General features: G+C 63.4%; 16 protein-coding genes. 9 read left to right on the top strand and 7 right to left on the bottom strand.

Going from position 1 to position 20,948, the window contains the following annotated elements; translation table 11 throughout:
- Window positions 1-36: 36 nt before the first annotated feature.
- From B0G74_RS26490 to B0G74_RS26460, 7 genes are all read right to left on the bottom strand, one after another.
- Complete coding sequence (locus B0G74_RS26490; protein WP_132377865.1) at window positions 37-1,617, bottom strand: OprD family outer membrane porin; 1,581 nt, start codon at window positions 1,615-1,617, stop codon at window positions 37-39.
- Between the two features lie 187 nt (window positions 1,618-1,804).
- The gene (locus tag B0G74_RS26485) at window positions 1,805-2,830 is read right to left on the bottom strand and encodes an oligopeptide/dipeptide ABC transporter ATP-binding protein (protein ID WP_132377863.1); all 1,026 of its coding nucleotides are present in this window, start codon (window positions 2,828-2,830) and stop codon (window positions 1,805-1,807) included.
- Window positions 2,827-3,825: an oligopeptide/dipeptide ABC transporter ATP-binding protein gene (locus B0G74_RS26480; protein ID WP_132377861.1), complete on the bottom strand. Its 999-nt coding sequence runs from the start codon at window positions 3,823-3,825 to the stop codon at window positions 2,827-2,829. The genes B0G74_RS26485 and B0G74_RS26480 overlap by 4 nt, the downstream gene beginning before the upstream one ends.
- A gap of 1 nt (window position 3,826) precedes the next feature.
- The gene (locus B0G74_RS26475; RefSeq protein WP_243658307.1) at window positions 3,827-4,741 is read right to left on the bottom strand and encodes an ABC transporter permease subunit; all 915 of its coding nucleotides are present in this window, start codon (window positions 4,739-4,741) and stop codon (window positions 3,827-3,829) included.
- Window positions 4,742-4,744: 3 nt separating this feature from the next.
- On the bottom strand, window positions 4,745-5,683 hold the full coding sequence (locus B0G74_RS26470) for an ABC transporter permease subunit (protein WP_132377859.1): 939 nt from the start codon (window positions 5,681-5,683) through the stop codon (window positions 4,745-4,747).
- Between the two features lie 17 nt (window positions 5,684-5,700).
- Window positions 5,701-7,317 carry a peptide ABC transporter substrate-binding protein gene (locus B0G74_RS26465; protein ID WP_132377857.1) on the bottom strand — a complete coding sequence of 539 codons (1,617 nt, stop codon included), beginning with the start codon at window positions 7,315-7,317 and terminating at the stop codon, window positions 5,701-5,703.
- 181 nt (window positions 7,318-7,498) lie between these two features.
- Entirely contained in the window at window positions 7,499-8,071 is a 573-nt protein-coding gene (locus B0G74_RS26460; RefSeq protein ID WP_132377855.1) for a cupin domain-containing protein, read from the bottom strand.
- A gap of 928 nt (window positions 8,072-8,999) precedes the next feature.
- Between B0G74_RS26460 and B0G74_RS26455 the strand changes: the two genes are divergently transcribed.
- The 9 genes from B0G74_RS26455 to B0G74_RS26415 all read left to right on the top strand — a co-directional run bounded on the left by B0G74_RS26455 (window position 9,000) and on the right by B0G74_RS26415 (window position 20,839).
- Window positions 9,000-10,541 carry an oligopeptide:H+ symporter gene (locus B0G74_RS26455; RefSeq protein WP_132379376.1) on the top strand — a complete coding sequence of 514 codons (1,542 nt, stop codon included), beginning with the start codon at window positions 9,000-9,002 and terminating at the stop codon, window positions 10,539-10,541.
- 213 nt (window positions 10,542-10,754) lie between these two features.
- Window positions 10,755-12,227 (top strand): PLP-dependent aminotransferase family protein, encoded by a 1,473-nt coding sequence (locus tag B0G74_RS26450; RefSeq protein ID WP_132377853.1) that lies wholly within the window; start codon window positions 10,755-10,757, stop codon window positions 12,225-12,227.
- A gap of 158 nt (window positions 12,228-12,385) precedes the next feature.
- A complete protein-coding gene (locus tag B0G74_RS26445; protein ID WP_132377851.1) occupies window positions 12,386-14,455 on the top strand; it encodes a bifunctional 2',3'-cyclic-nucleotide 2'-phosphodiesterase/3'-nucleotidase in 2,070 nt (689 codons plus the stop codon).
- On the top strand, window positions 14,452-15,198 hold the full coding sequence (locus tag B0G74_RS26440; protein ID WP_132377849.1) for a tetratricopeptide repeat protein: 747 nt from the start codon (window positions 14,452-14,454) through the stop codon (window positions 15,196-15,198). The genes B0G74_RS26445 and B0G74_RS26440 overlap by 4 nt, the downstream gene beginning before the upstream one ends.
- Before the next feature lie 399 nt (window positions 15,199-15,597).
- Window positions 15,598-16,050: an HU family DNA-binding protein gene (locus B0G74_RS26435; protein ID WP_007177969.1), complete on the top strand. Its 453-nt coding sequence runs from the start codon at window positions 15,598-15,600 to the stop codon at window positions 16,048-16,050.
- Window positions 16,051-16,450: 400 nt separating this feature from the next.
- On the top strand, window positions 16,451-17,860 hold the full coding sequence (locus tag B0G74_RS26430; RefSeq protein ID WP_132377847.1) for a circularly permuted type 2 ATP-grasp protein: 1,410 nt from the start codon (window positions 16,451-16,453) through the stop codon (window positions 17,858-17,860).
- A 166-nt stretch (window positions 17,861-18,026) separates the two neighbouring features.
- Window positions 18,027-18,977: an alpha-E domain-containing protein gene (locus B0G74_RS26425; RefSeq protein WP_132377845.1), complete on the top strand. Its 951-nt coding sequence runs from the start codon at window positions 18,027-18,029 to the stop codon at window positions 18,975-18,977.
- A gap of 12 nt (window positions 18,978-18,989) precedes the next feature.
- Window positions 18,990-19,790: a transglutaminase family protein gene (locus tag B0G74_RS26420; RefSeq protein WP_132377843.1), complete on the top strand. Its 801-nt coding sequence runs from the start codon at window positions 18,990-18,992 to the stop codon at window positions 19,788-19,790.
- 176 nt (window positions 19,791-19,966) lie between these two features.
- Window positions 19,967-20,839: a proteasome-type protease gene (locus tag B0G74_RS26415; RefSeq protein WP_132377841.1), complete on the top strand. Its 873-nt coding sequence runs from the start codon at window positions 19,967-19,969 to the stop codon at window positions 20,837-20,839.
- Window positions 20,840-20,948 lie beyond the last annotated feature (109 nt).

Here is a 20,948-nt window from a genome sequence, read left to right as displayed (position 1 = left end):
CGCAAACCGCGCCGCCCCGAATCGCGCTGGAAGCGCTTAGAACACCTTCACCGGCACATTCACCACCAGCCGGTATTCCATGTTGTTGCCATCCGAGTAGTGGTACTGGCTGTTGTGCCACATCGCGATGAACGTGATCTTCGTATCCTTGAAGCGTCCGCTTTGCAGCGTGTAGCTCGGAATGAAGCCGAACTCGTGATGATGGCCATGCACCGGTTCGCCGTTCTTCCAGTACAGATCATGCAGCGGCGCGGAAGGCGAGGCGTTTTCCGCCGCGCCCGCCGATGCATCCGCGCCCCAGCCGTATTGCCCCCAGAACATCGCCTTGAGCCCCGGCACGCCGGCGTATTTGCCGTCGAACGTATAGCGCAATTGCAGCGATTGCTCGTGCGGCGCGTTGTAGTCCACGTCCATCGAGTTGGTCAGGTAGATACCGTTGGTCTCGTTGACGTAGTCGAAGAACTGGTCGCCGAGTACCTGCTGGTAGCCGAGCAGCAGCGCATGCGGGCCGTGCTGCGCGGAGACCGACACGCTGTACGCATTGCTGTTGATGTGCCCCTGACGCGACGCGCCGGTGTCGTGCGTCGAGTAGATGTTGGCGAGGCCGCTCCACTTGATGGTGGTCGGATCGCCGAACGACTGCGCGACCGAACCGTAGTACTGACGCCAGACGTCGTCGGCCTGATCGACATACAGGGCCATCTCGCCGTTCTTCGCGTAGTGCCACGTGCCGCCCACATACGTGAGGCGATCGATCCGCGTGCCGCCATACGAGGTGGTGAGATTGCTCAGGTTCGTGTGGCCGCGCGCGTCGACTTTGGTGAAGCTGCCGGCCTCGAGCGTGGTGTGCACGAGATCGTTGCTGACCATCGAGACGCCGAGGAAGGTCGGCGGCAGCGCGCGGTTGTCGTGCGGTTCGAGGAACGGGTTGGTGACGATCTGCAAACCGTATTTCACGACCGTTTCCGAAATGCGTCCCTTGATATCGTACATGCCGGGATAAGCCCACGCGAGCTGCTCCGACCCGCCGCCGTCCTTGCCCACGTGCACCATGTTGCCCGCGCCGTTGCCACCGTCGAGTTTGAGCGCGCCGAACAGCGATGCATCGACGCCGAAGCCGACCAGCCCTTGCGTGTAGCCGGATTCGTAGTTGGCCTGCATGCCCTGGACCCACGCGTGACGGTAGATCGTGTTGGGCGCCTGGAAGTAGTCGGAGTAATTGCGAAACTGCAGATTCAGATGGCTGTCGGCGATGAAACCCTTGCTCGCCGCCTGGCTCGACAACTGCGCGGGCGGCGTGACCGTCTGATTGGCCTCGGCGTTGACGATGGCGTTGGTGGTGTCGGGCTGATCGTTGCGCACCTGGCCGCCTTGCTCCGCGCGGCGCTTGCCGGACGTATCGTTTTGCTGCGTCGGTGTGGCCTGCGCGAGTTGCGCGGGGGACGACAACGTTTGCGCGAGCGTTTGAGTTTTCGACGCCTCGGAGGCGGGCTCCGTGACGCCGTCGTCGGCATACGCGTTAGCGGCTAGTGTCAGTGCGGGAAGCGTGAATGCGCAGTAAAAGAAGGTTGCTGCTCCGGTTTTTTTTGACCGGTTTTTTGATCGGCTATCTTTCATTGAGTACGTCTCTGATTATTGTGGTGAATCTTTGGCTGGCGGTTAGCCAGTCCACGCTTATCGTTCGTCCCGCGATTGGCAGGACGAACGAATCCAACGGCGCGACGGCCCGCCGCGCCGGGAATACGGTTTTAACTTTCTGGTTTTAGCTTCTCAGGTTCTTTGCTGTAGCTTTGCCCGAGGGCATTTACTTCGCGGTGTCTCCCACGCGAATGCAAGCGACGCGTGTCGCCTTGGCCCCGTGCGTGACGGGCTGCGGAATCTCGCGGGCACAGGCTTCGATCGCATCCGGGCAGCGCGTGCGAAACGCGCAACCGGAGGGGGGGCTGAGCGGCGAGGCAATCTCACCGCGCAACAGCAGATGACGGCGCGCGCGCTCCACGACCGGATCGGGCACCGGCACGGCCGAGAGCAACGCCCGCGTGTACGGATGACGGGGCGTGCCGTACACCTCGCGCTTGTCGCCGAACTCCATCACACGTCCCAGATACATCACCAGCACGCGGTGACTGATTGCTTTGACGACGGCCAGATCGTGCGCGACGAACAGCAGTGAGAGCGACAGTTCGCGTTGCAGATCGCGCAGCAGGTTGACGATCTGCGCCTGGATCGACACGTCGAGCGCGGACACCGGCTCGTCGCAGATCACCAGTTGCGGCTCGCCGATCAGCGCGCGCGCAATGCCGACGCGCTGACACTGGCCACCAGAAAACTCATGCGGATAACGGCGCAGATGCTGCGCGTTGAGACCCACGCGTTCGAGCATGGTCAGCACGCGCCGCTGCACGTCGGCACGCGCAATGTCCTGGCCGTGCGTGAGAAGCGGCTCGGCGACGATCTGTTCGATCGTCATGCGCGGGTCGAGGGAGGCGAGCGGGTCCTGGAAAATCATCTGCACGTCGCGGCGCAAACGCGAGGTATCGCGGCGCGCGCCCGGCAGCACGGTTTCGTCGCCGAGCCAGCGCACGCTGCCGCTCGCCACCGGCGCGAGTCCGATGATCGCGCGCGCGAGCGTCGACTTGCCGCAACCCGATTCACCGACGAGCCCCACGGTTTCGCCGCACCGCACGTTGAACGACACGCCGTCCACGGCGCGCAGCGTCGCTTTGCCGGACCACGGATAGCCGCCGCGCGGCACGCCGAATTGCACCTTGAGATTGTCGACGCGCAACAGCGTGGCCGCGTCCTGGTTTGCCAGAGGAGTGGTGTTCATACGTGTTGTGCCTCGAGAATTTCCCCGACCGGCCGGTGGCACGCGCGCAGCGCGTCGGCGTGGCCCGCGGCGGCGGAAAGGGGCGGGCGCGATTCGCGGCAACGGTCGGTGCAATATCCGCAACGCGGCGCGAATGCGCAACCCGCGCCGACTTCGCCGGGCAGGGGCGGATTGCCCGGAATGGTTTGCAACGGACGGTCGTCGTCATCGTCGGTCAGACGCGGCAGCGCGTTCAGAAGGCCGAGCGTGTACGGATGCGTCGGCGCGGCGAATAGCGCGGCGGCGCTCGCCTGCTCGACGGTCTGGCCGGCGTACATCACCATCACGTCGTCGCACAGCCCGGCCACCACGCCCATGTCGTGCGTGATCAGGATGATCGCCGTACCGCGTTCGCAATTCAGTTCGCGCAGCAGTTCGATGATCTGCGCCTGCACGGTCACGTCGAGCGCGGTGGTGGGTTCGTCGGCGATCAGAATTTCCGGTTCGGAGAGCAGCGCCATCGCGATCATCACGCGCTGCCGCATGCCGCCGGAAAACTCGTGCGGATACATGTTGATACGCCGTGCGGCATCGGGAATGCGCACCGATTCGAGCGTTTCGATCGCGCGGCGGCGCGCTTCGCGGCGCGACATCTTGCGATGCAGTTGCAGCGTCTCGGTCATCTGCCGTTCGATCGTCAGGAACGGATTGAGCGAGGTCATCGGGTCCTGAAAGATCATGCCGATGCGGTCGCCGCGAATCTTGTTCAGCGCCGCTTCGTTCATGTTCAGCAGGTTCTCGCCGCGATAGGTCGCGGCGCCCGATACCTTGCCGTTGCCAGCGAGGAGACCCAACAACGCCATCACTGTCTGGCTCTTGCCGGAGCCGGATTCGCCGACGATGCCGAGCGTGCGCCCCGCTTCGAGCGAAAACGACACGCCTTGCACCGCGTCGACGGGTGCGCCTTCGCGGCGCGTAAAGCGCACGCTGAGGTCTTTGACTTCGAGTAGCGGCATGTCAACGGTCCTTTGGATCGAATGCGTCGCGCAAACCATCGCCGACGAAATTCACGCAATACAGCGTCACGCACAGCATCACGGCCGGGCACAGCAGCAGCCAGGGCATCGATTCGAGCTTCTGCGCGCCGTCCTGAATCAGCACGCCCCAGCTCGTCATCGGCTCCTGAACGCCGAGGCCGAGAAACGAGAGTACCGATTCCGTCAGGACGATGTTCGGCACGGTCACGCTCGCATATACCACGACCACGCCGAACAGATTCGGCACGATGTGACGCGCGATGATCGAACGCGAGCTCACGCCGATCGCCTTCGCGGCGTCGATGAATTCGCGCGAGCGCAGCGACAGCGTCTGGCCGCGCACCACGCGCGCCATGTCGAGCCATGAAAACGCGCTGATGGTGAGCACGACCAGATAAAAGGCACGGCCGAACATCGTCATCATCAGGATGGCGATCAGCATGTAGGGAATCGCGTACATCATGTCGACGATACGCATCATCACGGCGTCGACGCGTCCGCCCAGATAGCCCGCGGTCGCACCGTACGCGACGCCGATCAGTCCCGACACCAGCGTGCCGAGCAGGCCGACTTCGAGCGACACGCGCCCGCCTTGCAGCGCGCGCGCGAGCAGATCGCGGCCGAGTTCGTCGGTGCCGAACCAGTGCATGTTTTGCAGCGTGGGCGGCAGGCTGATCGCGCTCCAGTCGCTATCGATCGGGTTGTTCGGCAGGAACCACGGACCCGCCACGCAGGCGATCACGATCAGCATCAGCACGACGAAGCCGGTAAAAGCGGCGCGGTTGCGCACGAAGCGCCACGCGGCGGTGGCGAGCGGGCCGCGCGAGCGCGGCGCCTTCGCGATGGCCGCGAGCGGGTCGAGCGCCGCGGCAGTCGATTGAAGAGAGCGGGGCATGGATCAGTACCGGATGCGCGGATCGAGCCACGCATACGCGAGGTCGACCAGCAGATTGAACAGCACGGCGACGGCGGTCGTCAGCACGACGAGGCCGAGCACGAGGGTGTAGTCGCGGTTGATCGCGCCGTTGACGACCAGTTGGCCGAGGCCCGGCAGCGCGAACACCGATTCGGTGACCACCGCCGCGGTGATCGACGAGATGCAGATCGAGCCGAGCAGCGAGACGACCGGCATCAGCGCGGGCTTCATGGCGTGGCGCAGGACGATCGTGCGGCCCGGCAAACCCTTGGCGCGCGCCGTGCGGATGAAGTTGCCCGACAGCACTTCGATCATGCTGCCGCGCATCACGCGGGCAATCGCGGCGACGTTGATGATGGTGAGCAGCACGATCGGCAGCACACGATAGCGCCACTCGCCGTCGCCCCAACCACCGGCCGGCAGCCAGCCGTGTCCTTCGGAAGTTTTCAGCAGGATCGCGAAGATCCACACGAGTACCGGACCGAGCACGAAGGGCGGCACCACGTTGCCGATATTGCCGAGCACCATCACGAAGTGATCGACGAAACGGTCGCGCCGCACCGCGGCCACCGTGCCGAGCGCGACGCCGATCACGACCGCGATCGGCACCGACACGCCGCCCACGCCGAGGCTGACCGGCAGCGCTTTCCACACCAGGTCGTTGACCGACCAGTCGGCGTAGCGGAACGACGGCCCGAGGTCGCCGTGCAGCAGCGAACCGAGGTAGTGGAGGTACTGCAACCACAACGGTTCGTCGAGGTGATACTTGGCGTTCAGGTTCGCCAGCACGGCCGCCGAGAGTTGCTTCTCGGTGTCGAACGGGCCGCCCGGGGTGAGATGCAGCAGCAGATAGCACGCGGTGATCACGGCGAGAATCGTCGGGATCGCCCAGAGCGTGCGGCGCAGCGTATAGGCCAGCATGACGGTGCTCCCCGCGTTTAGTGCTTGGTGAGATACATGTCTTGCGTGGCGCGCATGTCGAGGTAGTTGGTCGGTTTGTAGCCGCCTACATACGACTTGACCAGCCGGTCGGCCGAATACTGGAAGAGCGATACCACGGGATAGTCGTTCATGGCCAGATCGTGTGCCTGCGTGAACAACGCGGTGCGCTTCGCGTCGTCGAGCTGCTGGTTGCCTTCGTCGATCAGCTTGTCCACTTGCGGGTTGCAGTAGTGCTGGTCGTTCTGCACGCTGTTGCAGCGGATCAGATCGAAAAACGAGTTGGCATCGTTGTAGTCGACGAACCAGCCGTCGCGCGAGGCCTGCACCTTGCCGTCGTGGCGTTGCTTGAGCAGCACCTTGTATTCGACGTTTTCAAGCTTGGCGGTCACGCCGAGCTTGGTGCGCCATTCGGAGGTGGCGAACAACGCGACCTTCTTGTGCAGGTCGTTGGTGTTGTAGGTGAGCGTGAACGTCAGCGGCTTCGCGTCCGAATAGCCCGCGGTCTTCAGCAGGTTGCGCGCGTAGTCGATGCGCTTGGGCATCGGCCAGCTCGCCCACTCCGGCGTAAACACGCCCGAGCCTTCGGTGCCCTTGGCGATCAGGCCGTACATCGGCACTTCGCCGTCGGCCGTCAGACGCTTGGTCAGCAGGTCACGGTCCAGCACCATCGCCAGCGCCTGGCGTACGCGCTTGTCCTTGAAGGCCGGGTCGTCGTTATTCAGGCTGTAATAGTACGTGGCGATCTGCAGGCCGGTTCTCAGCTCGGAACCGAACTGCTTGCTCACCTGTGCATAGATGCCCGAGGGCACCGAGTAGGTGTAGTCGAACTGGCCGGCCTGATACATGCGCATTGCCGTTTCGTCGTTCTCGATCGGCAGGTAGGTCACTTTCGTGATCACGACCTTGCCAGTATTCCAGTACGTCGGGCTTTTGGTGGCCACCAGGCGGTTGCCTGGCTGCCAGTCGGCCAGCGCATACGGGCCGTTACCCACGAAGTTGCCCGGACGGGTCCAGTCGCCGCCGAACTTAGTCACGACCGCGCGATTGACCGGCGTCATCGTTGCCATCGCCGTTAGCTGCGGGAAAAACGTGGCGGGCACTTCGGTCGTGACTTCGAGCGTGTACGGATCGACGGCGCGCACGCCGAGGCTCGCGAGCGGCGCCTTGCCGGCGAGAATCGCCTTGGCGTTCTTCACGAATTCAACCAGCACCGTGTATTTCGAACCCGTCTTCGGATCGAGCACGCGTTGCCACGAGTAGACGAAGTCGGCCGCCGTGACCGGCTGGCCGTTGCTCCAGCGCGCATCGTGACGCAGCTTGAAGACCCACGTATTCGGCCCGGTGCGCGACCACGATTCGGCGACGCCCGGCACGATCGCGCCGCTCGCATCCATGCGCGTCAGGCCTTCGAACAGGTCGAGCCCGATCGTATTGCCGGTCCATGATTCGATATGCGCGGGGTCGAGCGATTCGGTTTCGCCAGGCACCTGGCGGGTCATTTCCTGGCTGGCGGCGAGCGTGACGCCCGCGGGCACCGTGATGGCGAAAGCGGAAGGAGCAAACGTGAGGACGAGCGCAGTCAGCGCCGTCGCGTAGACGAACGGGGTTTTCATCGGTTGAGATCGCAGGAAAGGTCGAGAGAGAAACGCGCTGGCGCCAAGGCGCCCGTTTAGCTGCGTTGCTCGGGCCAGGGCGGCCCTTGTTGCTCGTGGTGGTAGCGCGACATGCAGGATTCCTTACATTTCGTAATGCAGGCAATCCCCGGCCGGCTCAACCGGATAAGGTGCCTGCTCTTTAGAACAGTCTTGGTGTGCCCACCCAGACGACCACCGACTCGATGCGCGCGGTGTTCACCCAGCTGTGCGGCACCGTCGATTCGTAATGCGCGCTGTCTCCCGCGTGCAACACGAACGTCTTGCCTTCCAGCGTCAACGACACTTCGCCGTCGATCACATACACAAACTCTTCCCCGGCATGCGTGGTGACTTCGGAGCGCTTCTGCCCGGGCGGCATCCTCACGAGGATCGCTTCGAGCTGACGGCCGCCCGTCACGTTGGTCAGCCGCGCAAACAGATTGGCCGAGTCCGCAAAACCGAAAAACTTCAACTGATCGCCACGACTCACGCTGCGTTCTTCGCTGGGCGTGTCGACGAAATACTGCACCGTGACCCCGAGTGCGTGGGCGATACCGGCCAACGAAGTGATGGACGGTGACGCCAGCCCGCGCTCGACTTGCGACAAAAACGGCTTGGAAATCCCCGCCGCGGTTGCCGTGTCATCCAGCGTCCGCTTGAGCCGTTGGCGCAGTGCGCGGATCTTGCTGCCGATTTCTAGTGCCGGATTGCTTTTTTGAATTGTCGTGACCATAGCAGGAGGAAATTAGCCCGTCAAAATTTGTTTGATATAAGTAAATATGGTTTGATTGCGTCCAGGCCGGGCTTCGGGTCTTTTAGCCCCGGTGCTGCGAGAGACCACATTTCGAGACGACACTCTATGTTGCCAGAACCGAAACTAATCCCAGCCAAATTGACTGGTTATTTCGAGAAATAGCAAACAAACGCAGTAACGGCTGCAGTATTGCCCGCCGCTAACCGCGGTTATGCAATATGAGTATCAGGAAGATTAAACGTATGACACGAAAGACTATTTTCGATGGCAAGCGCCGCTGCGGCCAAGGCGTATGGCGTGTAACGACAGGTTATTGACGCCGGATCAGTGAATTCCCTGAGTGACTCAGGATGTTTCTGTTTGCAGAATCAGCCCCGCTTGCGGAAGGGCGCGCACGTGCACACCACACGCGAACCCGGCCGCTGTTTTTCATTCCGCCCGCGGCGATCCTGCGCGGTGGAGCACTGTCCGGCACGTTCCAACCGAACGGCAGCCGGCGTAAGGACATGACCATCACTGCCGATTTTTCCCGCCGCGGGCTTTGCGCCTGCCACCGCGTGGCAACGCCGCTCTCTGTCGGCCTCGAAATCCCCGTTCGTCGCGATGCTTTATCATTGAGCCCGCTCCGCATGCCGGAGTCCGAGCCCGGTGTGGCGCAGGTTCCCTCAAGGGGACTTCCTGCGGGGCGTTTCGCGAGGCGGGCCTCGATCCCATCCCCTGGTTTATCTGCTGGTTTGGCGCTCTAGCGCGCGGATGAGCGCGCCTACGCGCTGTGGCCGCGCGGTGCCGTGTGGTGCCTATCGCACCGGTGACGCGCACGCTTCGCCGACTGTCTTTCCAGATTCCGTTTCACGCGCCGCGCGGCCAGTTCGCGCGACGCCGCAACCGTTTGAACAAGAGGTACATGATGAATTCATCCAATCCGCCCAGCGCACGCGTCTCGCAGACCCGTTCGTTTTCGACCGTCTTTCTGATCGAGATGTGGGAGCGTTTCGGCTACTACGGCATGGCCGCGCTGCTCGTGCTGTTCATGATCGACAAGCTGCAATTCACCGACAGCCACGCCACCCTCACGTGGGGCGCATTCACGGCGCTGGTGTATGCGTCGCCGTCGATCGGCGGCTGGATCGGCGATAAGATTCTCGGCGCGCGCCGCACGATGATCTTCGGCGCCGGCGTGCTGTCCGTCGGCTATTTCATGCTGGCGTTGCCCAATGACCAGCTTGCCTATATGTACGCGTCGCTCGGCGTGATCGTGGTCGGCAACGGTCTCTTCAAGGCCAACGCCGCGAATCTCGTGCGCCGCATCTATGAAGGCGACGACGCGCGCATCGACAGCGCGTTCACGATCTACTACATGGCGGTCAACATCGGCTCGACGGTGTCGATGCTCGCCACGCCGTGGATCAAGGACCATTGGGGCTGGCATACGGCCTTCGCCGTCTGCTGCGCGGGGATGCTGCTGTCGGTGCTGAACTACTTCATCATGTTCCGCACGCTCGCGCATATCGGCTCCGCGCCGGACGCCGAACCGGTGCGCTGGAAGCGCGTCGGCGCGGTCGCGCTGGGTGGCCTCGCGCTCGGCGCGGCGACCATGTTCGTGCTGCAGCACAAGGCGATCGCGGTGGCCTGCGTATACACGGCGGGCGTCGCGATTCTGGCGATCTTCGGCTACATGCTGATGAAGTGCGAACGCTCGGAGCGCTCGGGGCTGGTCGCCGCGCTGATCCTGACCGCGCAAGTGATCCTGTTCTTCGTGTTCTACGTGCAGATGTCGACGTCGCTTACGCTGTTCGCGCTGCGCAACGTCGACCCGCGTTTCACGCTGTTCGGCGAAACCTTGTTCACGTGGAGCGCCGCGCAGTTCCAGGCGCTCAACCCGATCTGGATCATGTTGCTGAGCCCGCTGCTCGCACTGCTTTATACGAAGCTCGCGAAGAGCGGCAAGGACGTGCCGGTAGCGGTGAAGTATGCGTTCGGTTTCGCGGTGGTCGCGGCCGGCTTCTTCGTCTACGCGGCGAGCGGTAAGTACGCGGTGAACGGGCGCGTGTCGTCGTGGTTCATGGTGGGCGGCTACGGTCTGTATTCGCTCGGTGAACTGCTGGTGAGCGGCCTGGGACTCGCCATGATCGCGCGCTACGTACCGGCGCGCATGAGCGGTTTCATGATGGGCGCTTACTTCGTGGCGACCGGCGTGTCGCAATATCTGGGCAGCGTGGTCGCGAATTTCGCGCAGATGCCGGCGGGCGATATGGATCCGCTCGAATCGTTGCCGCTCTATACGAAGCTGTTTACCGGCCTCGGCTGGCTCGCGGCAGTGGGTGCGCTGGTGGCGGTTCTGTTGCTGCCGTTGATGCGCAAGCTTTCGCGCGAACATCAACGTTGCAGCGATGAGGCGCGTGCGACCGCGCGGCAAACCGCGGCATTGAATGGGGTAGTGGCGGAGTAATCGCGTTCCGGATGCCAAACGCGGCGCACGTCACGGCGTGCGCTGGCAAAACTTGAATGGCGCGCCTTGCAATGCACGGCGCGCCATTTTTGTATCTGGAGGCGCCGCGCACGCGCTTGAATGGCCATCGGATAGCACGGGCAGAGGTAAGCTAACGGTTGCCATTGGTCTTTTCAAATAACCGTTTCCCGGATACGCAAGGTAGCCAGCCGGATGGAAATCCATATCGCGGTCGAAGGGCATCACGATCTCTCCGGACAGATCTATCGGCAGTTGCGCGCCGGCATTCTCGAAGGGCGTCTCGCGGGCGGCACGCGCCTGCCGTCCACGCGCGATCTCGCCACGCAACTGGGCGTGTCGCGCAAGACCACGCTCGACGTGTTCGAGCGGCTGCTCTCCGAGGGCTATCTGAGCGCGCGTGGCGGCTCGGGCACCTTCGTCGCCGATGGTCTGGAGCGTCTGCCGGTGGAGCGCTCCGCGCATGCGCGGGCGGCGGAGTCGTCGCGCGAGCGGGCCAAGGTGAAGGCGGCCGCGCGCGCCCAGCCGCTGTGGGAGGAGATGCCCGAGAGCTTGCCGTTGCCGCGGCCTTCGGTGGCGTCGCCGCAGGACTTCGTCGGCGGCGCGACCGACAAGACGCTGTTTCCCTTCGACGTCTGGCGCCGCTGCGTGAATCACGCGTTGCGTGCGCAAGCGCGCGGCCCCGGCATCTATCGCGACACGGCCGGCGAGCAGGAACTGCGCCTCGCGATCTCGCGCTACCTGGCCTTCAACCGCGCCGTCGCCAGCAACTGGGAAGACGTGATCGTCACGCAAGGCGCGCAGCACGCGCTCGATCTGCTGGCGCGCATCACTTTGCGTGCCGGCGAAGTTGCGGCGATCGAGGACCCTGGATATACGCCGGCGCATGCGTGCCTGAAGGCCACCGGCGCGCGCGTGGTGCCCGTGCCGGTGGATGCCGAAGGCCTGATCGTCAGCAAACTGCCGGACAAGGCGCGGCTCGTCTACGTGACTCCTTCGCATCAGTTCCCACTCGGCATGCCGATGAGCCTCGAGCGCCGCGTCGAGTTGCTCGAATGGGCGCAGAAACGCGGCGCGGTGATCATCGAGGACGACTACGACTGCGAGTACCGTTTCGAAGGCCGGCCGATGGAGCCGCTGAAAAGCCTCGATCGCGCCGGACTCGTCGCCTACGTCGGCACGTTTTCGAAGACGATCTTTCCTGAACTGCGAGTCGGCTATGTGGTGCCGCCGGCCTCGCTCTATGGTGCGCTCATCAAGGCGCGTCAGATCGGCGACTGGCACGGCTGCACGCTCACGCAAACCGCGCTCGCGTCCTTCATGCTCAACGGCGATTTCGCCAAGCATCTGCGGCGCATGCACAAGACTTACGCGGCGCGCCGCGAGATGCTGCTCGACCATCTGCGCGGCGGCCTCGCGCCCTGGTTCGAACCGATCGTGCCGACGGCCGGCATCCACATGGCGGCGCGTTTGAGAGCGCCGCTGACGGAAGAAGCGGTGGTGAACGCGGCGCGTGAAGCATCGATCGGCCTGTATGGACTCGCGCCGTTTCATCTACGCGCGAAGGCGCAGCCGGGCCTGATGTTCGGCTACGGCAATATCGCGGTCGAGCACATCGACGCCGCGCTCACGAAGCTCGCCGGCATCCTGCCGCGGCTCGCGCGGTAAGCCCGTGATCCTCGTGTGCGGATTACTTATGGCTATCTAATGCCATACAAATCAGTGTCATAAACCCACCGTACTCTTGCGCCTCTGTAATTGTTTGTAATGCAAAGCCGGCCCGATGGTCCGGCATGACAACACAATAAAACCGGAGGGCGGTAAGGATGCGAGTGACCTTGATGGCAGGAAAGCGGCTGCGCGCGCGTGGCGCGATCGGCGCATTGGGTACCGTGGGTGCGCTGAGCGCGATCGGTATAACAGCATGCAGCAGCAGTGTCGACACGCCTGCGCCGCAAGTGGCGAACGGCACGACCGCGACTCTCGCCTTGCTGGAGACCACCGACATCCACACCAATCTGCTCAGCTACGACTACTACAAGCTGGCGGAAGACAAGTCGCTCGGCCTCGAGCGCACGGCGACGCTGATCGCGGCGGCGCGCAAGGAATTCCCCAACACCCTGTTGCTCGACGACGGCGACACGATCCAGGGCACCGCGCTCGCCGACTATCAGGCGCAGGTCGCGCCGGTCGATTGCAAGACCACGCTCGGCGTCTACAAGGTCATGAATCTGCTGAAGTACGATGCGGGCACGATCGGCAATCACGAATTCAACTACGGCCTGCCGTTTCTCGCGCAAGTGACCGGCAGCGCGTTCGACGTGCCGAACATGAGCCCGGTCGCGTCGCAGCCGGCCTGCGCGGGGCCGAACTTTCCGCTGGTGCTCTCCAACGTGCTCGGCGCGAAATCGCAGCAGCCGATCTTCAAGCCGTACACGATCCTCGAACGCACGATCACGGCCACGACGCCCGACGGCAAGACCGTCAGCGCGCCGGTGAAGATCGGCGTGATCGGCTTTACGCCGCCCGCCATCATGGCGTGGGACAAACGCTGGCTCGACGGCAACGTCTACACGCAAGGGCTCGTGGAAAGCGCCTCGAAGTACGTGCCGGAAATGAAGGCGAAGGGCGCGCAGATCATCGTGGCGATGTCGCATGGCGGGCTCGATAACTCGACGTATTCGCCGTCGATGGAAAACGGCAGCTACTATCTCTCGAAAGTGGCCGGCATCGACGCGATGCTGATCGGCCACTCGCACCAGGTTTTCCCCGATAAAAACAGCACCGTCACGCAATTCAACCTGCCGGGTGTCGACAAGGTGAAGGGCACCGTCAACGGCGTGCCGACCGTGATGGCGAATTTCTGGGGCAAGCATCTCGGCGTGATCAAGCTCGCGCTGAACTACACGAACGGCACGTGGACGGTGGACCTCAACGCGAGCACCGCGCAAGCCCGCTCGATCCAGAACGCGGATAACAGCTACGTGGCGGTCGACCCGGCAGTCTCGCAGGCGATCGCTGCCGAACACGCCGCGACCATCAACTATGTGAAAACGCCGATCGGCACGACCGATTTCCGCATGACCACCTACTTTGCCGATGTGGGCGACGTGTCGGCCATCGAGATCGTCAACCAGGCGCAAGCGGCCTACACGCAGGACTACATCAACGCGAATCTGCCGCAATATGCGGGCATTCCGGTGCTGTCGGTGAGCGCGCCGTTCAAGAGCGGCTTTGGCGGCGGTAACGATTTCACCGACGTCGCGCAAGGCAACGTGGCGATCAACAACGCCGCCGACCTGTACCTGTATCCGAACACGATCTACGCGGTGAAGGTGACGGGCGCCGATCTGAAAGCGTGGCTCGAAACCGCGGCGAAGCGCTTCAACACGATCGATCCGGCCAACACGGCGGCGCAGGCACTCGTCAGCACGTATCCCGGCTATAACTTCGACATGATCACGTCGAAGGACTTCAGCTACGAAATCGACGTGACGCAGGCGGTCGGCAGCCGGATTCGCAACCTGAAATATCAGGGCGCGGCGATCTCGGATACGCAGTCGTTCATCGTCGCGACCAACAACTATCGCGCGAGCGGCGGCGGAAATTTCCCGGGGCTCGACGGCAGCAAGACGATTTACGCGTCGCCGGATGCGAGCCGCGACGTGCTGATCGCCTACATCAAGAAAGCGCAGACCATCAAGGCGGCGAGCAACGGCAGCGATCGTAGCTGGCGCTTCACGAAGGTGGCGACAGCCGGTCCGGTGACCTTCCTGTCGGCGCCGAACCTCACAGCGCTCGCGCAGGCCAACGGCATCAGCAACGTCGCCCAGATCCGGGCCGATGACGGTACCGGCAAGGGTCTCGCGGTCTACTCCGTGAACCTCAACCAATGAACGCGCGCGTCTCTTTGACGCTGGCGGCGGCCGTGGCCATCTGCGCGGGGGCGCTCGCCACGGTGGCGGCCACGCGCGTGTCCAACGTGCAGATCGACGACTGGCAGATGCAGGGCACGGCGACGCATGCGGCCTGGCCGCTGTGGCGGTTGCGGCTGACCTCGGCGTTCGGCAACGCGGCCGCGCGTGAAGCGCTCGCGGACGTGCTGGTGAGTTCGCCACAGATCGACGAGCAACGCGAAGGCGTCGAGCTTTACCGGCAACTCGCACTCGACGGCGCGCCGCGCGCGCAAGCCACGCTCGGGCATCTGCTGTTGCGCGGCTTGCCCGGCGTCGTGCCGGACTACGTGGAAAGCCGCCGTTGGCTGACGCTGGCGGCATCGCATGATTCGCGCGATGCCCAGGCCGCCTACGATCTCGCGACGCTCTATCGCAACGGCTACGGCGTGCCGCGTGACGCAGGCCTGGCGATTCGCTGGCTCGAACAGGCGGCGCAAGCGGGGCTGCCGCTCGCGCAGTTCCAGCTCGCCAACGAGTATCGCTTCGGCGCGACGCTGCCGCACAACGACGCGTTGGCGCTGCAATGGCTCACGCGCGCGGCCAATGCGGAGTTACCCGAAGCCAACCTCGCGTTGGCGATGGCGTATCGCAACGGCGAGCTCGGCTTGCTGCGCGACGAAAACGAGTATTGGGCTCACGTGAAGGAGAGCGAACACGATCTCAAACACGTCAGCCGGCAGTAAAAAAGTGTTTCGACTGCCGCCCGCGATTTTCTGTCGCAGGGCGAGATTGGCCGCCCCTTGCAGCGCTTTTCGCAGCAGGGGGCGTGTTTTTTCCGCCGCATGGAAGGCGACGACGAGCGAGCCACCGGTCATCGTCCACGCAGAAAGTGCCGTTATTCATGCATCGAAATGGCGTGTAACGTACGTTACGTGTTGGTGTTGCCAGGCCCCTCGACGCACGTTTACCCGCTAAAACAAGCATCAAAATGTGTTGCGCAGTCTGCGCCGCGCAACAAACCTTCGCTGTTATACATAAAAGAGTCGCGCAAATCGTATTAGCGCTTGTAGAATCCGGCGTTGAAGCGTGCACATACCGTGTGCGCTTCGTGCAATTCACTGACCACAACAGGTAGGAGAAACATGCCGACTTCCGCAAAAAAGGTGGCCAAGAAGGCTGCTGCCCCGGTACCGACCAAGAAGGTTGCTGCAAAGAAAGTTCCTGCGAAGAAGGCCGTCGCAGCTAAGAAGGTCGCCGTGAAGGCGTCCAGCGCTCCGTCGCCGATCAAGGACACCTTCACGAAGGCCTCGCTGGCTGCACACGTCGCTGAACGCGCTGCTGTGGAACCGAAGACCGCCAAGGCTGTTCTGGCCGCGCTCGAAGACACGATCCTCGGCGCCGTGCACAAGAAGGGCGCTGGCGAATTCACGCTGTCGGGTCTTCTGAAGATCGTCGTGCAAGCTGTGCCGGCGAAGAAGAAGCGCTTCGGCAAAGACCCGTTCTCGGGCGAAGAGCGTTGGTTCCCGGCCAAGCCGGCTAGCGTGCGCATCAAGGCACGTCCGCTGAAGAAGCTGAAAGACGCAGCTGCAGGCTGATCGCGTTGCACGCGTTGCCGTTGCTTAACAATGGTTGACGCTTGAGACGCTTCGAAGGAAGTCCCCTTGGGGACGATCCGCAGTGCACGTTGTCCGAATCCCCGTGGGTGCAAATCCACGGGGATTTTTCATGCGCGCTCAGTGCGTATTCGATTTCATTGGATGGCTCAGGGATTTCCCGGCGGCGCACCGCGGTGCCGCAAATGCACCGTACTAGCGCATCATGGGCCGCCGCAGTACGATGGCATCGAAGCCATGCCGGCCGGGATGCGCTATTCGCGTGCATGCAACCTGTTTAGTACGCGAAAAGCTCAATGGCATAGCGCTTGCTTGATCGATTGTCGAACACCGAATGCGCAGCGCATTCGCCTTCTATCCGACAACAAGAGCGGGGCGTGACATGCGATGCTATGACGAGATGCGTCATCATGACGATGCCGTGCGGCCACACTACGCGCGCTTTGAGCGGTGGCTGGTGAAGCAGGGCAACGAGGCGATTGCACGCAAGCGTGCGGAAGCCGACCTGCTGTTTCGCCGGGTCGGCATCACCTTCGCGGTGAACGGCGACCTGTCCGGCACCGAGCGGCTGATCCCATTCGACCTGATTCCGCGCATCATTCCGCGCGGTGAATGGCAGACGCTCGAGGCTGGTTTGCGCCAGCGCGTGCAGGCGCTCAATCTGTTCATCCACGACGTCTATCACGACCGCAATATCGTGCGCGCCGGTATCGTGCCGGCCGAGCAGGTCTATACCAACGCGCAATACCGGCCTGAAATGCAGGGCGTGAATGTGCCGCTCGGTGTTTACGCGCATATCGCCGGCGTCGACGTGGTGCGCGCGGGCGACGAAGGCGAGTTCTACGTGCTCGAAGACAACCTGCGGGTGCCGTCGGGCGTCTCCTATATGCTCGAAAACCGCAAGATGATGATGCGGCTTTTCCCCGAACTGTTCGTGCAGAACCGCATTGCGCCGGTCGCGCATTATCCCGATCTATTGCTCGATACGCTGCGCTCGGTCGCGCCGGAAGGCGTCGACGATCCGGTCGTGGTGGTGCTCACGCCGGGCATGTACAACTCCGCGTATTTCGAGCACACCTTCCTCGCGCAGCAGATGGGCGTGGAACTGGTGGAAGGTAAGGATCTGTTCGTCGACGACAACTATGTGTTCATGCGCACCACCCAGGGGCCGAAGCGCGTCGATGTGATCTACCGCCGCGTCGACGACGATTTTCTCGATCCGCTTGCCTTCCGTAACGACTCGGCGCTCGGCGTGCCGGGTCTGCTGACCGCGTATCGCGCCGGCCGCGTGGCGCTCGCGAATGCGATGGGCACCGGCATCGCCGACGACAAATCGATCTATCCGTACGTGCCGGAAATGATCGAGTTTTACCTCGGCGAGAAGCCGATCCTCAATAACGTGCCCACGTTCCAGTGCCGCAAGCCGGATGATCTGGCGTACACGCTCGCGCATTTGCCGGAGCTGGTCGTCAAGGAAGTGCACGGCGCGGGCGGCTACGGCATGCTCGTCGGACCGGCTTCGACGAAAGCCGAAATCGAAGCATTCCGTGAGCGCTTGATCGCGCGTCCGGCGGGGTACATCGCACAGCCCACGCTGGCGCTTTCCGCGTGTCCGACCTTTGTCGAAGCCGGCATCGCGCCGCGCCATATCGACTTGCGTCCGTTCGTGCTGTCCGGCAAGACCGTCACGATGGTCGCCGGCGGACTCACGCGCGTAGCCCTGCAGGAGGGATCGCTGGTCGTCAATTCGTCGCAGGGAGGCGGGACCAAAGATACGTGGATGGTCGACTGACGCGGTTGCCGTTCGCGGTTGCCCAGGCTTCACGCAACCGCGCCTGCAACCCAACGCGCCGGGGCAGCACGCGATACGCGACTCGCACGCCACCGGCGCACACGGATAACCAGCGCGAGCCTTTTACTTCGACGAGGCCTCGCGTCATCAGATACGGAACGCCGTCATGCTAAGCCGAACCGCCGATCACCTTTTCTGGATGGCCCGCTACATGGAGCGCGCGGAGAACACCGCCCGCATGCTCGATATCAACCTGAAGGCGCTGCTGTTGCCGCAGACGCCCGACCAGGAGGCGCGCGCGCAACGCTCGGTGCTGCGCATCTCCGAACTCGAAACCGCGTTCGCGCAGCGCTACGACGAACCGACCCGCGAACACGTGCTCGATTTCATGGTGGCCGATGCGACCAATCCGTCGAGTATTCATTCGTGTCTGCAGGCCGCGCGCGAAAATGCCCGCGCCGTGCGCGGCACGCTGACGACCGAGTGGTGGGAAACCATCAACGATACGTGGCTCGAATTCAATGAGCGCGCTTCGTCCGGCCAGGCCGCGAGCAATCCGGGCGCGTTGTTCGAATGGGTCAAGTTCCGCTCGCATCTGTCGCGCGGCGTGACGATCGGCACCGCGCTGCAGGACGACGCGTTCTTCTTCACACAGTTGGGCACCTTTCTCGAACGCGCCGACAACACCGCGCGGATTCTCGACGTGCGCTTTGCCGACGTCGAACCGAATTCACGCGACGCCGCGCGCCAGCTCGAAGACTTCTATTACTGGACCTCGATTCTGAGCTCGGTGTCGGCGCTGGAGATCTATCGCAAGGTGTATCGCGACGTCGTCACGCCGGCGCGCGTGGTCGAACTGATGATCCTGAATCAGCAGATGCCGCGTTCGCTGCTGGCGTCGCTCGAAGGCGTCTGCGTGAATCTGGCGATGCTGCGCACATCGGGCTCCAACCAGTGCGAACGGTTCGCCGGCAAGCTGCGCGCCGAACTCGTGTACTCCGACATCCGGCAGATTTTCGAAGCCGGCCTGCACGCCTATCTGACACAGTTCCTCGCTCGCGTGTTTGAGCTGGGCAATCTGGTTGCGCGTACCTATCTGATGTTGCCAGTCGCCTGACGGAGTTCTTTTATGTACCTGACGATCCGCCACGACACGTCCTATCGCTACGAAGCGACTGTCCATTATTCGATCCAGCAACTGCGTCTGACGCCGGCGAGCGGCGCCTCGCAGGTCGTGCGGCGCTGGAGCATCGACGCGCCGGGCAAGCTCGACGCGACCTTCGACGCCTACGGCAACGTGCTGCACACGCTGGTCATCAACAAGCCGCATAGCGAGATTCGCCTGCACGTGGCCGGCGAAGTGGACACGATTCCGCTGATCGACGGTCATTTGCCCGACGCCGTCGGCCCGATTCCGCTCGAGCATTTCACCTGCTCCACGCGGCTGACCGAGGCCGATGGCGCGGTCCGTGAACTGGCCGAATCGGTGCCGAACCTGACGAGCTCGGCGAATCTGATCGCGCTGTCCGAGCAGATCCTGCAGCGCGTGAAGTACAACCCCGGCATTACCGAAGTCACCAGCACGGCCGCCCAGGCGCTCGCGCTCGGCAACGGCGTGTGCCAGGACCACGCGCATCTGATGCTCGCGTGCTGCCGCGCGCGCGGCATCCCGGCGCGCTACGTGAGCGGCTATATCGAACCCGGCGAGGTGACGCACGGCGCGAGCCATGCGTGGGTGGACGTGTGGCTCGAAGGCAAGGGCTGGATTTCCATCGACGTCACGCATGCCGCGTTTGCCAGCGAAATCTACTGCCGCCTCGCCGTCGCGCGAGACTATGAAGCGGCTGCTCCGGTGCGCGGCCGGCGTATCGGCGGGCTGGAAGAACAGCTCAAAGTGTCCGTTACGGTCAGCTCGCAGCTGTCACAATAGACGCAGAAGGAGGGCGGTCCGCGGAGCGGGCCTGGAGGCGCGAGCGCGCGCCAGCCCTCATATCTATTCAGCTGAGGCCCGCAAAGGCCGATAAACAGGAACAAAGCACGATAGAGGCGCATGCGCGCCGCATTACAATAGCGGCGTTCAGTTGTTTTTTGCGGGTACCTTTCCTTATGACTTACTGTGTAGCGATGTCCGTCGACGACGGTCTCGTGTTCCTCTCGGACACGCGCACCAATGCGGGCGTCGATCACATCAGCACCGCGCGCAAGATGTCGGTGTTCGAGCTGCCGGGCGAGCGCATGCTCACGCTGCTGGGCGCGGGCAATCTGTCGCTCACCCAGGCGGTGCTGCACGAGTTGTCCGAGCCCACGGATCCTTCCCAGCCCACGCTCTGGAGCGCGCCTACCATGGCCGACGCGGCCCGCGTGATCGGCCGCGCGGTGCGCTGCGTGCATCAGCGCGAGGCGGAGGCGCTGCAGGAATTCGGCGTCGACTTCAATTGCAGCTTCATTCTCGGCGGGCAGATCGCGGGCAACCGGCCGCGCCTGTTCATGATCTACGCGGCGGGCAATTTCATCGAGGCGTCGGCGGTGAATCCGTATTTCCAGATCGGCGAGGCCAAGTACGGCAAGCCGATCATCGACCGCGTGCTGACGCCGTCCACGCCGCTCGACGAAGCCGCCAAGTGCGCGCTGATCTCCATGGATTCGACGCTGCGCTCGAACCTGTCGGTCGGCTTGCCGCTCGATCTGCTGGTTTATCAAAAGGACACGCTGCGCGTCACGCGCTTCGTCTCGATCGATCACGACAATACCTACTTCGAGATGATTCACCGCACCTGGGGCGAGCGGTTGCGCCAGGTGTTCGGCGAGATCCCCGATCCGGACTGGCAGGAATCGCCGAATGTGCCGCTGTTGCAGCGGGAGCGGGCGCTGGTGCTGCATCGCGCGCCGGTGGGCGCTGACGGCATCGAGCATGAACTCGATGCGAAGCCCGCGCAGACGTTGGCGCAGGCTGAGCGGGGTAAGGCGCAGCGAAAGTAGGCTGAGCGGCGTATCCGCGCTTGCTTGCTTCAGCGCTCCGGCGCTTCGAGCGCGCGAGGCATCACACCAAAGGTTGTCGCCAGCCTGAATCAGGCTTGCTGACGGCCTT

Source organism: Paraburkholderia sp. BL9I2N2 (assembly GCF_004339745.1).
Taxonomy (GTDB): domain Bacteria; phylum Pseudomonadota; class Gammaproteobacteria; order Burkholderiales; family Burkholderiaceae; genus Paraburkholderia.
This window is presented reverse-complemented; position numbering and strand designations above follow the sequence as displayed.

Coding starts and splice junctions, on each gene's coding strand:
- B0G74_RS26490 (WP_132377865.1), bottom strand. CDS start 1,617: ATGAAAGATAGCCGATCAAAAAACCGGTCAAAAAAAACCGGAGCAGCA.
- B0G74_RS26485 (WP_132377863.1), bottom strand. CDS start 2,830: ATGAACACCACTCCTCTGGCAAACCAGGACGCGGCCACGCTGTTGCGC.
- B0G74_RS26480 (WP_132377861.1), bottom strand. CDS start 3,825: ATGCCGCTACTCGAAGTCAAAGACCTCAGCGTGCGCTTTACGCGCCGC.
- B0G74_RS26475 (WP_243658307.1), bottom strand. CDS start 4,741: ATGCCCCGCTCTCTTCAATCGACTGCCGCGGCGCTCGACCCGCTCGCG.
- B0G74_RS26470 (WP_132377859.1), bottom strand. CDS start 5,683: ATGCTGGCCTATACGCTGCGCCGCACGCTCTGGGCGATCCCGACGATT.
- B0G74_RS26465 (WP_132377857.1), bottom strand. CDS start 7,317: ATGAAAACCCCGTTCGTCTACGCGACGGCGCTGACTGCGCTCGTCCTC.
- B0G74_RS26460 (WP_132377855.1), bottom strand. CDS start 8,071: ATGGTCACGACAATTCAAAAAAGCAATCCGGCACTAGAAATCGGCAGC.
- B0G74_RS26455 (WP_132379376.1), top strand. CDS start 9,000: ATGAATTCATCCAATCCGCCCAGCGCACGCGTCTCGCAGACCCGTTCG.
- B0G74_RS26450 (WP_132377853.1), top strand. CDS start 10,755: ATGGAAATCCATATCGCGGTCGAAGGGCATCACGATCTCTCCGGACAG.
- B0G74_RS26445 (WP_132377851.1), top strand. CDS start 12,386: ATGCGAGTGACCTTGATGGCAGGAAAGCGGCTGCGCGCGCGTGGCGCG.
- B0G74_RS26440 (WP_132377849.1), top strand. CDS start 14,452: ATGAACGCGCGCGTCTCTTTGACGCTGGCGGCGGCCGTGGCCATCTGC.
- B0G74_RS26435 (WP_007177969.1), top strand. CDS start 15,598: ATGCCGACTTCCGCAAAAAAGGTGGCCAAGAAGGCTGCTGCCCCGGTA.
- B0G74_RS26430 (WP_132377847.1), top strand. CDS start 16,451: ATGCGATGCTATGACGAGATGCGTCATCATGACGATGCCGTGCGGCCA.
- B0G74_RS26425 (WP_132377845.1), top strand. CDS start 18,027: ATGCTAAGCCGAACCGCCGATCACCTTTTCTGGATGGCCCGCTACATG.
- B0G74_RS26420 (WP_132377843.1), top strand. CDS start 18,990: ATGTACCTGACGATCCGCCACGACACGTCCTATCGCTACGAAGCGACT.
- B0G74_RS26415 (WP_132377841.1), top strand. CDS start 19,967: ATGACTTACTGTGTAGCGATGTCCGTCGACGACGGTCTCGTGTTCCTC.